Origin of the sequence: Pseudomonas sp. FP603 (assembly GCF_030687415.1) — a bacterium.
GTDB classification, from domain to species: Bacteria; Pseudomonadota; Gammaproteobacteria; order Pseudomonadales; family Pseudomonadaceae; genus Aquipseudomonas; species Aquipseudomonas wuhanensis.
In genome coordinates, this window is the sequence record NZ_CP117431.1 from 2,734,674 (window position 1) to 2,749,939 (window position 15,266).

22 protein-coding genes are annotated in these 15,266 nt (G+C 58.2%); 15 read left to right on the plus strand and 7 right to left on the minus strand.

Annotation, left to right across the window (positions count from 1 at the left end):
* The first annotated feature begins 66 nt into the window (after nucleotides 1-66).
* The 8 genes from PSH65_RS12740 to PSH65_RS12775 all read left to right on the plus strand — a co-directional run bounded on the left by PSH65_RS12740 (nucleotide 67) and on the right by PSH65_RS12775 (nucleotide 7,786).
* Nucleotides 67-1,215 (plus strand): muconate cycloisomerase family protein, encoded by a 1,149-nt coding sequence (locus tag PSH65_RS12740; protein WP_305426502.1) that lies wholly within the window; start codon nucleotides 67-69, stop codon nucleotides 1,213-1,215.
* A gap of 10 nt (nucleotides 1,216-1,225) precedes the next feature.
* Nucleotides 1,226-1,516: a muconolactone Delta-isomerase gene (catC, locus tag PSH65_RS12745; RefSeq protein ID WP_007895545.1), complete on the plus strand. Its 291-nt coding sequence runs from the start codon at nucleotides 1,226-1,228 to the stop codon at nucleotides 1,514-1,516.
* Between the two features lie 51 nt (nucleotides 1,517-1,567).
* On the plus strand, nucleotides 1,568-2,497 hold the full coding sequence (gene catA, locus PSH65_RS12750) for a catechol 1,2-dioxygenase (RefSeq protein WP_305426503.1): 930 nt from the start codon (nucleotides 1,568-1,570) through the stop codon (nucleotides 2,495-2,497).
* A gap of 280 nt (nucleotides 2,498-2,777) precedes the next feature.
* Complete coding sequence (locus PSH65_RS12755) at nucleotides 2,778-3,737, plus strand: AraC family transcriptional regulator (RefSeq protein WP_277397069.1); 960 nt, start codon at nucleotides 2,778-2,780, stop codon at nucleotides 3,735-3,737.
* Between the two features lie 245 nt (nucleotides 3,738-3,982).
* Nucleotides 3,983-5,344: a benzoate 1,2-dioxygenase large subunit gene (gene benA, locus PSH65_RS12760; RefSeq protein ID WP_305426504.1), complete on the plus strand. Its 1,362-nt coding sequence runs from the start codon at nucleotides 3,983-3,985 to the stop codon at nucleotides 5,342-5,344.
* On the plus strand, nucleotides 5,344-5,832 hold the full coding sequence (benB, locus tag PSH65_RS12765; RefSeq protein WP_305426505.1) for a benzoate 1,2-dioxygenase small subunit: 489 nt from the start codon (nucleotides 5,344-5,346) through the stop codon (nucleotides 5,830-5,832). The genes benA and benB overlap by 1 nt, the downstream gene beginning before the upstream one ends.
* A gap of 10 nt (nucleotides 5,833-5,842) precedes the next feature.
* Nucleotides 5,843-6,856 carry a benzoate 1,2-dioxygenase electron transfer component BenC gene (gene benC / locus PSH65_RS12770; RefSeq protein ID WP_305426506.1) on the plus strand — a complete coding sequence of 338 codons (1,014 nt, stop codon included), beginning with the start codon at nucleotides 5,843-5,845 and terminating at the stop codon, nucleotides 6,854-6,856.
* A 156-nt stretch (nucleotides 6,857-7,012) separates the two neighbouring features.
* Entirely contained in the window at nucleotides 7,013-7,786 is a 774-nt protein-coding gene (locus tag PSH65_RS12775) for a 1,6-dihydroxycyclohexa-2,4-diene-1-carboxylate dehydrogenase (RefSeq protein ID WP_305426507.1), read from the plus strand.
* Nucleotides 7,787-7,816: 30 nt separating this feature from the next.
* On the opposite strand, the gene PSH65_RS12780 is transcribed toward PSH65_RS12775, so the two are convergent.
* Complete coding sequence (locus PSH65_RS12780) at nucleotides 7,817-8,179, minus strand: NUDIX hydrolase (RefSeq protein WP_305426508.1); 363 nt, start codon at nucleotides 8,177-8,179, stop codon at nucleotides 7,817-7,819.
* A 221-nt stretch (nucleotides 8,180-8,400) separates the two neighbouring features.
* Between PSH65_RS12780 and PSH65_RS12785 the strand changes: the two genes are divergently transcribed.
* Nucleotides 8,401-8,619: a hypothetical protein gene (locus tag PSH65_RS12785; RefSeq protein WP_038982785.1), complete on the plus strand. Its 219-nt coding sequence runs from the start codon at nucleotides 8,401-8,403 to the stop codon at nucleotides 8,617-8,619.
* A 53-nt stretch (nucleotides 8,620-8,672) separates the two neighbouring features.
* Here PSH65_RS12785 and osmE read toward each other — a convergent pair whose 3' ends face one another.
* Nucleotides 8,673-9,035, minus strand: coding sequence for an osmotically-inducible lipoprotein OsmE (osmE, locus tag PSH65_RS12790; RefSeq protein ID WP_305426509.1), 363 nt, complete (start codon nucleotides 9,033-9,035; stop codon nucleotides 8,673-8,675).
* Nucleotides 9,036-9,046: 11 nt separating this feature from the next.
* Nucleotides 9,047-9,286 carry a hypothetical protein gene (locus PSH65_RS12795; RefSeq protein WP_305426510.1) on the minus strand — a complete coding sequence of 80 codons (240 nt, stop codon included), beginning with the start codon at nucleotides 9,284-9,286 and terminating at the stop codon, nucleotides 9,047-9,049.
* 91 nt (nucleotides 9,287-9,377) lie between these two features.
* Here PSH65_RS12795 and PSH65_RS12800 point away from each other — a divergent pair, with 91 nt between their 5' ends.
* The 3 genes from PSH65_RS12800 to PSH65_RS12810 all read left to right on the plus strand — a co-directional run bounded on the left by PSH65_RS12800 (nucleotide 9,378) and on the right by PSH65_RS12810 (nucleotide 11,354).
* Nucleotides 9,378-10,604, plus strand: a complete 1,227-nt coding sequence (locus tag PSH65_RS12800) for an RtcB family protein (RefSeq protein WP_305426511.1) — start codon at nucleotides 9,378-9,380, stop codon at nucleotides 10,602-10,604.
* 102 nt (nucleotides 10,605-10,706) lie between these two features.
* A complete protein-coding gene (locus tag PSH65_RS12805; protein ID WP_305426982.1) occupies nucleotides 10,707-10,943 on the plus strand; it encodes a hypothetical protein in 237 nt (78 codons plus the stop codon).
* Nucleotides 10,944-11,018: 75 nt separating this feature from the next.
* A complete protein-coding gene (locus PSH65_RS12810; RefSeq protein ID WP_305426512.1) occupies nucleotides 11,019-11,354 on the plus strand; it encodes a hypothetical protein in 336 nt (111 codons plus the stop codon).
* 469 nt (nucleotides 11,355-11,823) lie between these two features.
* Here PSH65_RS12810 and PSH65_RS12815 read toward each other — a convergent pair whose 3' ends face one another.
* Nucleotides 11,824-12,018: a hypothetical protein gene (locus PSH65_RS12815; protein ID WP_305426513.1), complete on the minus strand. Its 195-nt coding sequence runs from the start codon at nucleotides 12,016-12,018 to the stop codon at nucleotides 11,824-11,826.
* 188 nt (nucleotides 12,019-12,206) lie between these two features.
* On the opposite strand from PSH65_RS12815, the gene PSH65_RS12820 reads away from it, so the two are divergent.
* The 3 genes from PSH65_RS12820 to PSH65_RS12830 all read left to right on the plus strand — a co-directional run bounded on the left by PSH65_RS12820 (nucleotide 12,207) and on the right by PSH65_RS12830 (nucleotide 13,294).
* A complete protein-coding gene (locus tag PSH65_RS12820; protein WP_305426514.1) occupies nucleotides 12,207-12,401 on the plus strand; it encodes a hypothetical protein in 195 nt (64 codons plus the stop codon).
* Between the two features lie 120 nt (nucleotides 12,402-12,521).
* On the plus strand, nucleotides 12,522-12,827 hold the full coding sequence (locus PSH65_RS12825) for a hypothetical protein (protein ID WP_305426515.1): 306 nt from the start codon (nucleotides 12,522-12,524) through the stop codon (nucleotides 12,825-12,827).
* Nucleotides 12,828-13,039: 212 nt separating this feature from the next.
* Complete coding sequence (locus PSH65_RS12830) at nucleotides 13,040-13,294, plus strand: hypothetical protein (RefSeq protein WP_305426516.1); 255 nt, start codon at nucleotides 13,040-13,042, stop codon at nucleotides 13,292-13,294.
* Nucleotides 13,295-13,407: 113 nt separating this feature from the next.
* Here the strand turns inward: PSH65_RS12830 and PSH65_RS12835 are convergent, their stop codons facing one another.
* From PSH65_RS12835 to PSH65_RS12845, 3 genes are all read right to left on the minus strand, one after another.
* Nucleotides 13,408-13,824 (minus strand): CBS domain-containing protein, encoded by a 417-nt coding sequence (locus PSH65_RS12835; RefSeq protein ID WP_038982771.1) that lies wholly within the window; start codon nucleotides 13,822-13,824, stop codon nucleotides 13,408-13,410.
* Nucleotides 13,825-13,941: 117 nt separating this feature from the next.
* The gene (locus PSH65_RS12840; protein WP_305426517.1) at nucleotides 13,942-14,631 is read right to left on the minus strand and encodes an SOS response-associated peptidase family protein; all 690 of its coding nucleotides are present in this window, start codon (nucleotides 14,629-14,631) and stop codon (nucleotides 13,942-13,944) included.
* 115 nt (nucleotides 14,632-14,746) lie between these two features.
* Nucleotides 14,747-15,010: a hypothetical protein gene (locus PSH65_RS12845; protein WP_305426518.1), complete on the minus strand. Its 264-nt coding sequence runs from the start codon at nucleotides 15,008-15,010 to the stop codon at nucleotides 14,747-14,749.
* Nucleotides 15,011-15,266: the final 256 nt, after the last annotated feature.

Here is a 15,266-nt window from a genome sequence, read left to right on the forward strand (position 1 = left end):
GGCTTCCCGAAAAAAGCCGTACCAGAATCGGTTCCAGAACTTTAAGAACCTGACGGGTATCGCGACATGCTTGCAACAGCCATTGAATCGATCGAGACGATCATCGTCGATCTGCCGACCATTCGCCCGCACAAGCTGGCGATGCACACGATGCAGAACCAGACCCTGGTGATCATTCGTGTGCGCTGTGCCGATGGCATTGAGGGTGTCGGTGAGTCGACCACCATTGGCGGTCTGGCCTACGGCAACGAAAGCCCGGACAGCATCAAGACCAATATCGACAAGCACTTCGCGCCACTATTGATTGGCCAGGACAGCGGCAATGTGAATGCCGCGATGTTGCGCCTGGAGCGCAGCATTCGTGGCAACACCTTCGCCAAATCGGGTATCGAAAGCGCCTTGCTCGACGCCCAGGGCAAGCGCCTGGGCCTGCCAGTCAGCGAGTTGCTTGGCGGCCGGGTTCGCGACGCGCTGCCAGTGGTCTGGACCCTGGCCAGCGGCGACACCGCCAAAGACATCGCCGAAGCGGAAAAAATGCTCGACCTGCGCCGCCATCGAATCTTCAAACTGAAAATCGGCGCCGGCGAGGTCAACCGCGACCTGGCCCACGTCATTGCGATCAAAAAGGCCTTGGGCGATCGCGCCAGCGTGCGGGTCGATGTCAATCAGGCCTGGGACGAAGCGATCGCGCTACGGGCCTGCCGGATTCTCGGAAGCAACGGTATCGATCTGATCGAACAACCGATCTCGCGCAACAACCGTGCCGGCATGGTGCGTCTGAATGCCATGAGCCCGGCGCCGATCATGGCCGATGAGTCCATCGAATGCGTAGAGGACGCCTTCAACCTGGCGCGCGAGGGCGCCGCTTCGGTATTCGCCCTCAAAATCGCCAAGAACGGCGGCCCACGCGCCGTGCTGCGAACCGCCGCGATTGCCGAGGCGGCCGGTATCGGCCTGTACGGTGGCACCATGCTCGAAGGCGGCATCGGCACGCTGGCCTCGGCCCATGCCTTTGTCACGCTGAACACACTGGGCTGGGACACCGAGCTGTTCGGCCCGCTGCTGCTCACCGAAGACATCCTCATCGAGCCATTGGTCTACCGCGATTTCCAACTGCACGTCCCGTCAACACCGGGGTTGGGCCTGAGCCTGGACGAAGAGCGCCTGGCGTTTTTCCGCCGGGATAAGACAACCACTGCCGTTCATCAAGCCTGAGGAGGGCATCATGCTGTTTCACGTAAAAATGACTGTGAATTTACCGGTCGACATGAACCCGGAACGCGCCGCTCAGCTCAAGGCCGACGAAAAAGCCCTGGCCCAGCGCCTGCAAGAGCAAGGCAAGTGGCGTCATCTGTGGCGCATCGCCGGGCTCTATGCCAATTACAGCGTGTTCGATGTCGACAGCGTTCAGGAACTGCACGACCTGCTGATGCAATTGCCGCTTTACCCGTACATGGCGATCGAAGTCACCGCGATGTGCCGGCATCCTTCTTCCATTCGCGAGGATGACCGCTGAACCCAGCCTGTTCAGTTCGCTACGCTAATAATTACAAGATGAGGAACCACCATGAACGTCAAGATTTCCCACACTGCCAGTGTCCAGAAGTTTCTCGAAGAGGCCAGCGGCCTGCTCAATGACGCCGGCGATCCGCGGGTCAAGGCGCTGGTTTATCGCATCCTGCGCGATTCGGTGAACATCATCGAAGACCTGGCCGTGACCCCGGAAGAATTCTGGAAAGCCGTCAACTACCTCAACGTGCTGGGCGCGCGGCAGGAGGCCGGTCTGTTGGTGGCCGGGCTTGGTCTTGAGCATTACCTCGACCTGCTGATGGACGCCGAAGACGAGCAGGCCGGCAAATCCGGCGGCACCCCGCGGACCATCGAAGGGCCGCTGTATGTGGCCGGCGCACCGCTGTCGAACTTCGAAGCGCGGCTGGACGATGGCGTCGATCCGGGCGTCGTTTTGTTCATGCAAGGTCAGGTGCTCAACACCGCTGGCGAACCGCTGGCCGGGGCGGTAGTGGATGTCTGGCACGCCAATACCGGCGGCACCTATTCGTATTTCGACACCGCCCAGTCCGAGTTCAACCTGCGTCGCAGGATTGTCACCGATGCCGAGGGTCGCTACCGCTTCCGTAGCATCGTGCCGTCGGGCTACGGTTGCCCGCCGGACGGTCCAACCCAGCAATTGCTCGATCAACTGGGCCGTCATGGCCAGCGGCCGGCACACATTCACTTCTTCATTTCGGCGCCGGATCATCGTCACCTGACCACCCAGATCAACCTCGATGGCGATCAGTACCTGCATGACGATTTCGCCTACGCCACCCGTGACGAACTGATCGCCAAAATCACTTTCAGTGACGATCCGCAGCGTGCGGCGGCTCATGGTGTCAGCGGTCGTTTTGCCGAAATCGATTTCGATTTCACCCTGCAGTCGTCCGCTCAGCCAGAGGAGCAGCAACGCCACGAACGGGTTCGCGCGCTCGAGGACTGATACCCTCGACCCGCCGAACCGGGCCGCGAGATAACCGACCGTTTATCTCGTGGCCTTCTGTGTTTCGGCCAGAGCACCGAGTGTCCTGTCTCACAAATACTGTTCCTTTTTGACGGCGTCTGTTGCCGTCATGCTGCGTTACCGCTCCTCGCCATAGCTGGCTATGACTCGTCGCGGTGCCTTGCCTGACGACAACAGCCACTCGTCAAAAGAGGAACGTATTTGTGAGACAGGACACTACAATGGCGGCGCCACTGATAACAACAATGAGAGTGATCCGATGATGCAAGCGCAATTGTTGAGTCATCGCAGCAGAGTCTTCGACCATGCCGACCCGTACGAGGTATCTGGCTACGTCAATCAGCACGTCGGCAACCATTGCCTGCAGATGCCCAGGGTCGGTCGACCGCTGGCCAGCCTCGATCATCGCAAGTTTGCCAGCCTCGATCTGTGCCGCATCAGTTACGGCGCCAGCGTGCGGGTCACCTCAGGCGCGCTGGACAGCATCTATCACTTGCAGGTGCTGCTGCGCGGCAACTGCCTGTGGCGCGGCCATGGTCAGGAACATTACTTTGCGCCTGGCGAGTTGCTGCTGATCAACCCGGACGATCCGGTGGATCTGACCTATTCCAGTGATTGCGAAAAATTCATCCTGAAAGTTCCCACCCGGCTGTTGGAGTCGGTGTGCGAGGAGCAGCGCTGGCGGTATCCGGGGCAGGGCGTGCGGTTTCTGGAGAACCGTTATCAGCTCAATGAGCTGGAAGGTTTCGTCGGTCTGCTGGCGATGATTTGCCAGGAGGCGGAAGCCGCCGAGCCGATTCCCCGGGTGCAGGAGCACTATGCGCAAATCGTTGTCAGCAAAATGCTCGGCCTGATGAAGACCAACGTCATGCGCACCGATCCCGGCTCAGCCTCGGCGACGTTCGAGGCGCTGGTCGATTACATCGCGTGCAACCTCAAGCAGGACATCGACAGCGAAGAACTGGCGCGCCAGGCGCGGATGAGCCTGCGTTCGCTGTATGGCTTGTTCGAACGCAACGCGGGGGACACGCCGAAAAACTACATCCGGCAGAAAAAGCTCGAACGCATTCACGCCAACCTGAGCGACCCGACCTGCAACGTGCGCAACGTCACGGAAGTGGCCATGGATTATGGCTTTTTGCACCTGGGCCGGTTCTCCGACAGCTACCGCAAACAGTTCGGCGAATTGCCGTCGGACACCCTCAAGCGCCGGCACTGACCACACAGGCGCCGCCCACCGTTATTTGATCGTTCCCACGCTCCCGCGTGGGAATGCCTCAACGGACGCTCTGCGTTCGGCTCTGGAAGGGACGCGGAGCGTCCCGGGCTGCATTCCCACGCAGAGCGTGGGAACGATCATCACTCTGCACAAAACGGATACAGGTCTGCACCCCGCGGATAGTCCACCCCGTCCCCTCGTCCTAGCATGGCCCTGCCTGAATAAAAACAATGGAGGCGGCGGCCATGACCCTGCGACCCGAATACCTTCACTCCCTGCTTGAAGAAGACCCTGAGCAGGGCATCTATCGCTGCAAGCGCGAGATGTTCACCGATCCGCGGCTGTTCGACCTCGAGATGGAACACATCTTTGAAGGCAACTGGCTGTACCTTGCGCATGAAAGCCAGATCCCCAACAACAACGATTTCTACACCACCACCATGGGGCGCCAGTCGATCTTCATCGCGCGCAACAAGGACGGTGAGTTGAACGCCTTTATCAATGCGTGCAGCCACCGCGGGGCGATGCTCTGCCGGCACAAGACCGGCAACAAGAGCTCCTACACCTGCCCATTCCACGGCTGGACCTTCAACAACTCCGGCAAGTTGCTCAAGGTCAAGGACCCGGCGGCGGCCGGTTACCCGGCGAGCTTCAATTGCGAAGGCTCCCACGACCTGACCAAAGTCGCGCGTTTCGAATCCTATCGCGGCTTCCTGTTCGGCAGCCTCAAGGCCGACGTGGTGCCGTTGGTGGAGCACCTGGGCGAGTCGGCGAAGATCATCGACATGATCGTCGACCAGTCCGCCGATGGCCTGGAAGTGCTGCGCGGTTCCTCCAGCTACATCTACGAAGGTAACTGGAAACTCACCGCCGAAAACGGTGCCGACGGCTATCACGTCAGCTCCGTGCACTGGAACTACGCCGCAACCCAGAACCAGCGCAAACAGCGCGAAGCCGGCGATTGCAATCCGACCATGAGCGCCGGCACCTGGGCCAAGCAGGGCGGTGGTTTCTATTCCTTCGACAAGGGCCACATGCTGCTCTGGACCCGTTGGTCCAACCCCGAGGACCGTCCGCTGTATGAGCGTCGCGACGAGTTGGCCCGGGACTTCGGCCAGGCCCGCGCCGACTGGATGATCGAGAACTCGCGCAACCTGTGCCTGTACCCGAACGTGTACCTGATGGATCAGTTCAGCTCGCAGATTCGCATCGCCCGGCCGATCTCGGTCAACCGCACCGAAATCACCATTTACTGCATCGCCCCCAAAGGCGAAAGCGACCACGCCCGTTCTAGCCGGATTCGTCAGTACGAGGATTTCTTCAACGTCAGCGGCATGGCGACCCCGGACGATCTGGAAGAGTTTCGCTCCTGCCAGACGGGTTACCAGGGCAGCGTCACCGCCTGGAACGACATGTCCCGTGGCGCCGAGCACTGGGTGGAAGGCGCCGATGACGCGGCCAAGGAGATCGACCTGCATCCGCTGCTCAGCGGCGTGCGCACCGAAGACGAAGGCTTGTTCGTGCTGCAACACAAATATTGGCAGCAGACCATGCTCAAGGCCCTGGCTGCCGAACAGTCCGAACTGATTGCAGTGGAGGCCGTGTAATGACTATCACCTATGACGCGGTACGCGATTTCCTCTATCGCGAAGCACGCTACCTCGACGACAAGCAATGGGACGACTGGCTGGAGTTGTACGCGCCGGACGCAACCTTCTGGATGCCGTCCTGGGACGACAACGACGAGCTGACTGAAGACCCGCAGCGGGAAATTTCGCTGATCTGGTACGGCAACCGCACCGGCCTGGAAGACCGCATCTTCCGCATCAAGACCGAGCGTTCCAGCGCCAGCGTGCCGGACACCCGCACCTCGCACAACCTCAGCAATATCGAGCTGATCGAACAGGCCGACGGGCTGTGCAAGGTGCGCTTCAACTGGCACACCCTGAGCTTTCGCTACAAGACCGTCGACAGCTATTTCGGCAGCAGTTTCTACACCCTCGATGTGCGCGGTGAAAATACGCGGATCTTGGCCAAGAAAGTGATCCTGAAGAACGATTACGTTCGCCAGGTGATCGATGTTTACCACCTCTGAGGCGGCCGTCATGACTCATTCCATTGCGTTCAATTTTGAAGACGGCGTCACCCGATTCATCGACGCCAATGCTGGGGAAACCGTGGCCGATGCTGCGTATCGCCAGGGCATCAATATTCCCCTGGACTGCCGCGACGGCGCCTGCGGCACCTGCAAATGCTTCGCCGAGGCCGGCCGCTATGACTTGGGCGAGGACTACATTGAAGACGCCCTCAGCGCCGACGAAGCGCAGCAGGGTTTTGTCCTGACCTGCCAGATGCGTGCGCAGAGCGATTGCGTGGTGCGGGTGCCGGTTTCATCGGATGTCTGCCGTACGCGTCAGGCCAGTTATGACGCGACCATCAGCGCCGTGCGCCAGTTGTCCGACAGCACCATTGCGCTGTCGATCAAAGGCGAGGCCCTGAGCAAACTGGCGTTTCTGCCGGGGCAGTATGTGAACCTCGGGGTTCCCGGCAGCGAGCAGACCCGCGCTTACTCGTTCAGCTCGTTGCAGCGGGACGGTGAGGTGAGTTTTCTGATTCGCAACGTGCCCGGCGGCTTGATGAGCAGCTTCCTGACCGGCATGGCCAAGGCGGGCGACAGTATGAGCCTGGCCGGGCCTTTGGGCAGCTTTTACCTGCGCGACATTCGCCGTCCATTGTTGCTGCTGGCCGGTGGCACCGGACTGGCGCCGTTTACCGCGATGCTGGAAAGAATCGCCGAACAGGGCAGCGAGCATCCGCTGCATTTGATCTATGGCGTGACCAACGATTTCGACCTGGTGGAACTCGATCGGCTTGAAGTTTTCGCAGCGCGCATTCCGAACTTCAGCTTCAGCGCCTGCGTGGCCAATCCCGACAGTCGGCACCCGCTCAAGGGCTACGTGACCCAACACATCGAACCACGGCATTTGAACGATGGCGACGTCGACGTTTACCTGTGCGGCCCGCCGCCGATGGTCGAGGCGGTCAGCCAGTTCATCCGCGAGCAAGGCATTGCGCCGGTGAACTTCTACTACGAAAAATTTGCCGCCAGCGCGGCCTGAACCGCGATGAAAATCCTGTGGGAGTGTGGCTTGCCCGCGAAGAATGCACCGCGGTTTGTCAGGCATTTACGCGTCATCGTTCTTCGCGGGCAAGCCACGCTCCCACAGGTTCTCTCACAGGACTACCAGACCGGCATCCGTCGTCACGAGGTACACATGAACAGATTCCACAAAAAAGTCGCGCTGATCACCGGCGCTGCCCAGGGCATCGGCCGGCGTGTGGCTGAACGCATGGCCGCCGAAGGTGCGCGGTTGATTCTGGTCGACCGCTCCGATCTGGTGTTCGAACTCCAGAAGGAATTGGGTCAGAGCAGCCAGGTGCTCGCCCTGACCGCCGACCTTGAGCAATACAGCGAATGCAGCCGTGTGATGCGTACCGCTGTCGAGCGTTTTGATCGCCTCGATGTGCTGGTCAACAACGTTGGCGGCACGATCTGGGCCAAGCCTTTCGAGCACTATGAAGAGGCGCAGATCGAGGCCGAAGTCCGCCGCTCATTGTTCCCGACATTATGGTGCTGCCATGCCGCGCTGCCGTTCATGCTCGAACAAGGCAGCGGCGCCATCGTCAACGTTTCGTCCATTGCGACCCGCAGCGTCAATCGCGTGCCGTACGGTGCGGCGAAGGGCGGGGTCAATGCGCTGACCGCTTGTCTGGCATTCGAAACCGCCGGTCGTGGCGTGCGGGTCAATGCGACTGCCCCCGGTGGCACCGAGGCGCCGCCACGGCTTATCCCGCGCAACACCGCGCAGCAAACGGCTCAGGAAAAACTCTGGTATCAGCAGATTGTCGACCAGACCCTCGACAGCAGTTTGATGAAGCGCTATGGCACGCTGGATGAGCAGGCAAGCGCTATCCTGTTTCTGGCCAGCGATGAAGCCTCCTACATCACCGGCATGATCATGCCGGTCGGTGGCGGTGATCTGGGCTGACCTTTCAGGGGGGACGTCGGCTGCGATGAGCTACAAGCGACGCTGAAACGCTTTGACGATTCTGAGCGTGGCGTCGCTTGTGTTCAGGTTCTGGACGGCGTCCAGCGGGTACCAGATGCAGTCGCAGATTTCATTCTGCGGCCGCGCCTCGGCCACGTTTATGACCGATGCCTCGTAGACATGATGCCGGGTGCTGATCGTTTCCAGCTCCATCAAGTACAGCAGGCCGTCGACTCCAAGTCCGGTCTCTTCATAGAGCTCTCTTATGGCCGCGCCCGCGATGGTTTCGCCACGCTCGATTTTTCCGCCCGGCAGGGTCCAGCGCCCCCTGGGTTTGCGCACCAGGAGAATATGCCGGTCCTGCTCGCAAATGACGGTTGCACGTACTTTCATGGGTTACCCGACTGCTGTATGTCACAAAACAGTCATAAAAATGCAATATTCAGACCGAAACCCGCAGAACTGTCTGCTTCAAGGGTTGGAGTCGACAGGGCGGCTGAAAGTGCAATGAAATGCCGGAATCCTGACACGACGTCTGGTTGGCACTTCGGTGAAGGTCGGGTGTAAGGTAGTTGAGTTGATCCAGGACTATCACTGCCGAAATGGAGGTGACTATGAGCGTTCCGATGCTGACTAAAATGCACATGAATGGCTATGACGTACTCAGCGTGAACAACGGCCCCTGGCGGGTGTGCACCAAAGGTGACCGGCTGGGAGCCTTTGGCAGCAGAGAGGAAGCACTGGCCTATGCGGCTTCGCTTCCCGCCTACAGAGCCCGGTCGGGTAAAGCGTCGCGTAGCCACAAATCAGAAAGCCAGAAATCAGACAAATAGTGCCCTTGAAGCCCCGGTACGCCGGGGCTTTTAATTGCTGTCAGGCGTGGAGATCAGTAACCGCCGCCACCCATCCCGCCCGTGGAGGGGGAATACTCTCTGGCTTTTTGTTGGGCACGACTCCATTGCGCGCAGGTCATGAAACTTTTGTGGTCGACCTTGCCCTGGCTGTCGAAACTGACGTTATACGGCTGCTGATGGCCGGCCTGGGTCAGCTTGTAGTCAAAGCAGGTGCCAGGTTCTACCGTGCGCTGAGTTATCGATAAAGGCTGGCCGCCAATCTGCTGGACTTGATCCTTGCTCATGCCGGTCTCGACCTTGGCGACCAGCGGTTGGTCTCGATAAATCTGTGAATCCGTATTACAACCACCTGACGCCGCCAGCACGGCAATCAGCGCGCAAAGAGGCTTGTTCATGACAGCGCTCTCTAGTGAGCTTTCGTTCGACTGATGTTCTTTGCTTTCACTTCTTCAGCATAGCCCGCCAGTCGCTCTTCATCGCCCTGGAACAACGCGCACAGCCTTAGCGTTGCCTCTGCGTCCACATCATTGCCGGCCAGGCGCAACTGCTCTGCGATGCGCAAAAGCTCTACCGCCGACCACCTCAGGTCGGAGGCTACACCTTGCAGGTCGCGCCGAAGTTGCTGTTCATATTCGTTAAGCCACATGATGACCTCCTGCAATTCCCCGCTACGAAATAGTAGTCCCATTTACCTCTCTGGAGCGTTATGTTCGTCTGATCGCAAGAGAGTCGAAATCATGCAACAACCTGTCTACCAACTGTTGGAAGTGGCCCACGGCAAACCGATCAAACTCTGGACCGAGGGTGTGCCGGTTGAAAGCGAAGCCCGGCAGCAATTGATCAATACCGCGAAGATGTCGTTCATCTTCAAGCACCTGGCGGTGATGCCGGATGTGCACCTGGGCAAAGGGTCCACCATCGGCAGCGTGATCCCGACCGTGGGCGCGATCATCCCGGCGGCCGTGGGGGTGGACATCGGCTGCGGCATGATTGCCGCGCGCACTTCACTGACCGCCGACGACTTGCCGGACAACCTGCACGGCCTGCGCAGCGCCATCGAAAAGGCCGTACCCCATGGCCGCACGCTGAGCCGTGGCCGACGCGACGAAGGCGCCTGGAACCACGTTCCACAGCAGGCCGATCAAGCCTGGGCGGCGCTGAGCTCACGGTTCAAGGCGATCACCGACAAATACCCGAAACTCGCCAGCACCAACAACCGTCAGCACCTGGGCACCCTCGGTACCGGTAATCACTTCATCGAGGTCTGCCTGGACGAGGTCAACCGTGTCTGGTTCATGCTGCACAGCGGTTCTCGCGGCGTTGGCAATGCCATCGGGACCCTGTTCATTCAATTGGCCCAGGCGGACATGCGCCAGCACATCGCCAATCTGCCGGACCGCGATCTGGCCTATTTCAAGGAAGGTAGCCGGCATTTCGATGACTACGTCGAAGCGGTGGGCTGGGCTCAGGACTTCGCCCGGCAGAACCGCGCGTTGATGATGCAGGCGGTGATTCAGGCCGCGCGGCAAGTGATCCGCAAACCCTTTGAAGTCGCGCTGGAGGCTGTGAACTGCCACCACAATTACGTTCAGAAAGAGCGGCACTTCGGTGAAGACGTCCTGGTCACTCGCAAGGGCGCGGTGTCGGCGAAGAAGGGCGAACTGGGGATCATTCCCGGTTCCATGGGCGCCAAAAGCTTCATCGTTCGAGGTCTCGGCAACGAGCAATCGTTCTGCTCCTGCAGCCACGGTGCCGGTCGTACCATGAGCCGCACCAAAGCCAAAAATACCTTCACTGTCGCAGACCAGATCCGCGCGACCGCTCATGTGGAGTGCCGAAAGGATGCAGCGGTCATCGATGAGATTCCGATGGCTTACAAGGACATCGACAAAGTCATGTATGCCCAGCGTGATCTGGTGGAAGTGCTGCACACCTTGCGACAGGTGGTCTGCGTAAAAGGGTAGGGATGGAAGGTGCTTCCACTGGTCGGGAACATTAACGCGAGTGAACAGCTCTGCTGTCGTATTGAGGTAGTGATTTATTCGCTGGGGCGAGGCCATCTCGAAATGACGACTACCGATGATTTCAGACACCATGCACATGAGCTGATCGTTGACCTGGATGCGGCAACCACGGAAATGATGAAACTGATCTCGGCCCATCAGCTGAGCGGTCCGGAATGGGAGCGGGTCACGAAGTGGCAGCATGAAGCGTACGAGCGATGGATGAAGTACCTGAATGCGGGGTCGTATCCCGATTCCGGCTCAGGGGCCGTGCCGGGGCAGGGCGAAGCCCCTGTTTAAAGACTCGTCGGGTGTCCGCTGGATGTCTGCGCAAGTACAGGCTACATTTCCCGGTTTTCAGGATAGGGAAGCGTTATGCGCAGGTTGATAGCGGGAATAGCGGTGGCTGTGTTGGCGGGCTGTTCATTACCCGCATCCGTGGTGCCCGGCGAGCCCAATATCAGCAAATACAGCGATAAGGCGCCCAAGGAATATGCCGCGTGTGTATTGCCGTTGTGGCGTCAGGAGATTCCGGGATCGACGCAATCGGCGATTTCCAATGGCTACCGGATCACCGCACCGAGCATCATCACGGCTGACGAAATTCTGGTTATTGTGAAATCGAAGGATGGCAGCCAGGTATCGCTTTACCAGGGGCCACCGTGGGCCAAGTCAGGGGCGCTGCGCCAGGCTGTCCGGGATTGTTTGTAGCGCTCAATTCGTTCGTCCTTCGTTAGTGCCTGACGACCTGTGCCGTATGTCGGAGCCATATGTCGGAATCCAGGAACGGTCATTCCTGAAATAACTTCCAAGAGCGAACAGTCCCTGGACGTTTGGCTATGAATGATGATCGAAAAAAGGCAGCCCTCGATGCCTGGTACCGGCTTTTTGGAGGGTGGAACAGTCAGTAGATGACTTAAAAATAGTGTGGATATTTAATGAGTTAGGAGATTTAGTAACTGGATAGTGAGTCAGAATATCTTGTTACAAGTCGCACGATTGGGTAATATCGCCCCCGCGTTCACCACCACGGTTTATGCATTTTTAAAGCCCAGGCGTCCATCAGCTGCCTGGGCTTTTTTTTTGTCTGGAATCTGGAATGGCTTATGAGCGCGCTGCCGGCAGAGGGCCAGCAGCGTCGATGATGAGCGTGATGGACAAACGTTATTGATGCCTGTCGTTACCCGGCCGGATCGGCCTTGCGCCGATCGCTCCCGGATGGGTTGCCAGTGTCAAGAAGCCTCCTCTCTACCAGGACATTTTGCAGGGCCTGGCGTGCCGAAGGGCTTAGCTGATGTTCTCTCTCCTTGAGTTCGAGCAAGATGGGGTTGGACCATCCACGATAGGTTTGCTCGGGAGTTTGATTAGATGTCATCTATCTCTCCTTTGTGAGTCGCCCGACAACACAGTGGGCGAAGTCCTGTGCGCTAAAAATCCTAGTTGAGGAAACGACTTGTCGCCAGTGAACGCATTGCCTATGAGGTGCCGATCATCCTTCGCGACGCGGGTAGTCCACGATTCGGGCGTACACTAAAAAGGCTACCTCATCAAAAGGAGCCGCATATGATCGCCGACCAAATAAACAGACAGGAGTCGGAGCAAAGCGCTGTTTGGGATCAATACTTCTGTGCCGCGTTGATTGCCGAAAGCCATCTGACGGCACCGGTGGTTGGAGAAGCCACCCACGAAGACAGGCAGAATCTGTTAATCCAAAGGGCCAAAGCACTCGCCGATAAGATGCTGGAAAACAGAAGATAACCGGAGCCCAGCCATTGCGCTGGGCTCTTCACTTTTTGATGTTCTTATCTTTCTTCCAAGTGAACGCTGCTTGGTCGCGGATCGGCTACAGTTAGTAGTTCATGGATACGGAGATCGAACATGAAGTGCCTAATCTGTCAGGCTGCCTCTAATACTGTTCACGCGGCTGGAGACTGGTCAGAAGTCAAATGCCCGGCCGGATGTGGACGCTACAAGGTCTCGGCGAACCTTGTGGCGAAAATGAAACTCAAGAACGAGTTCTTTGACATCGAACGCACAAGACGATGGCTTGAGATGGCGCGTAATGACGATCCGGTGCCGTTGATATCCACCTACGATTACAACGTTTCCTTATTGCATCGCGACGCCGAGGAGAGGTCGGTCATCGCGCCGAGTCGTTCCAGGCAGCCGTTGGTCGCGGATTAGAATCCGTCTGTCCTGGCTGTAACCCCGCCCCCCTTCGGCAGCGCCTACAGGGGCTCGCGCAAGTATTGCTCGATCTATCGACAAAAAAACAAGCAACCTCCATGGATAGCCCCTGTCGATATCCACATGTCCCCGCTATTCATCACACCTACCCAGGTTGTCAGCATTGATGGCGGGCTGAAAGCGGCTAACTGAATGATCAGGAGGTGGCTATGAACTGTCCGCTGTGTGGAAACACTAATGCGCTGGAAGATCTTTCGTTCGGGGGCGGCTTGCGCATTTATTGTGAGCCGTGCGGTGGTTTCTATCGGATCTCGACAACCCTGAATACCTTGGCCGACGGGAGGATCTTTGACACCGAGCGCACTCGAGCCCGACTGAAAAAAAAGCGTGAAACCGACAAGTTGGAAGATCAGGAGCCGGCGCTAGGCGTGGAGGACAAAGACCTGCTCGTCGAGCCCAACTGATGTGTCGCACGACTCGCCTGACCTTGAAGCCGGGTGTCGAACGGGATTCCAGGCCAGGTGAGCGTGCCAGATCCATGCGAACTTTAGTCCTGAGAAACGCTTAAGCGGCCCGGTTAATGATGAGCCTGTGCCACTCCGCGCAAAACCGTCGCGGCGGCGGATTGAGATCGAGTGCTGGCAATGTTTCCCAGCGATACGACGCCCACCAGACGCTTGTCTCGGTTGAGCACAGGCAGGCGACGCAGTTGCACGTCCGCCATGTTCTTTGCCACATGCTCTATGTCTTCATCCTCAAAGCAATAGCGGATGCCGCCAGTCATTACTTTACTGATAGGGGTTTTGCCGGGGAGTCCTTCGGCTACGGCTCTAATGGCTATATCCCGGTCCGTGATCATGCCAATCAGACGCTCTTGCTCCTCAACCATGATGGCGCCGCTATCGATCCTGGCCATCATGTTCGCGGCCTCCTGGATCGTCTGGCTTGGCTTGGCTGTTAAAACATCTTTCGTCATGACTTCCGAAATCTTCATGAAAAGACTCCTTTAAAGTGATGCTTCAGTGAATAAGGGCTGCCAATTTTTTCGACTTGGAGGGGAAGGGCGGGTTCAGATTGTTTTGTTCCCATTCGTCATGGCGGCGGACTGACGTCAATCTCGGCCCTCGATAGGTTCTATCAGTTCTGAGCCCTGGTTCCTGACATTGCCCACGGCCATGTCCACTTTGAACCATTCGAAGGCATCGCAAGGTTCGCGTTGCTGCAGGAGTATCTGTTCGGCGCGTTCCTTGGGTGTGTAGGGGTCAATCCATTCCCGGGCCAGTTCGGGACTGAGCGTCACGGGCCGACGGTCGTGAAGATCCACCATGCCGCCTTCACTGTCCGCGGTGATGATCACGAAGCCGTCATGCTCGTCCGGCTCCTTTTCGTACCTTGGATACTGACCAATTGCGGCGCACAGGATCGGCGCGTGATCCTTGCGACGGATCAGGTAAGGCTGTTTCTTCGGACCGCCCTCGTAAACCCATTCAAACCAGTTGTCGATGGCAATAATTGCCCGGTGCGGCCATATCTCCTTGAAGAATGGGTCATGGGCGACTTTCTCAACCCTGGCGTTGATCGGTGTCGCATGATCTCTGGCCCAGTGCGGTCGCCAGCCCCAACGAACCCTGTCGGCGTGCAGCATGCCGCTTTCCTCGTGGAACAAGGCGAGCTGAGTCGATGGCGCGGCGTTGTAGAGTTCGAGCGGCTGATCGCCAGCATTGTTGACCAGGGCGTTGGGCATACTCAGCGCCGCCACGAACTCGTGAACACCTCGATACTGCGAAAGTCGTCCGCACATGGCTGGGCCCTCATGCTTAATCCTGAGCTTAGACAATAGTTTCAGGGCGATCCATGAGGCTATCTGACATATCTCACTGGGGGCGTACCCCCGAGCAACCGAAGTCGGATGGGGGTCAATGAACCGCCGAGGACCTGGTAACCGGGACGTGATCGAATCTGGAAATCGCTTTGATCCAGAAACGACGATATTTGGTCTGGTCGGGCGCCAGTGGTTTGTGATTTGACCAGGGATGCTCGGTTTTCAAGCTGGCGTGGTACACCTCCCACTCCTTCTCCTCGGCCACTTCCTTGGCCCTTTTCTCATCATCGAACCAGCCAAGTACATAAACTTCGCCCTGATCCATTCCATGCTCGATCAGCAGATAGATATCTTTCATCAGCTTGAACCCACGACTACACGTTCTAAAATCCCCTGATGCCGGGGCATTGTTTTGACTATCGGCAGTACTTTCGATTATTGAGTATTGTCGATCAATGGCGCGAAGTCGATCTTGTGTCCGAAAGCCTGGCCGATCGCGCCGCACAGGATCGGTGCCGCGCGGTCCAGGCCGCATCCGGGATTCGCGGGTTTCTTGATTGATGTCAATCGCCTGAGTCGAGCTGTTCTGTATTCTGCGGAGAAACCGACAGCTG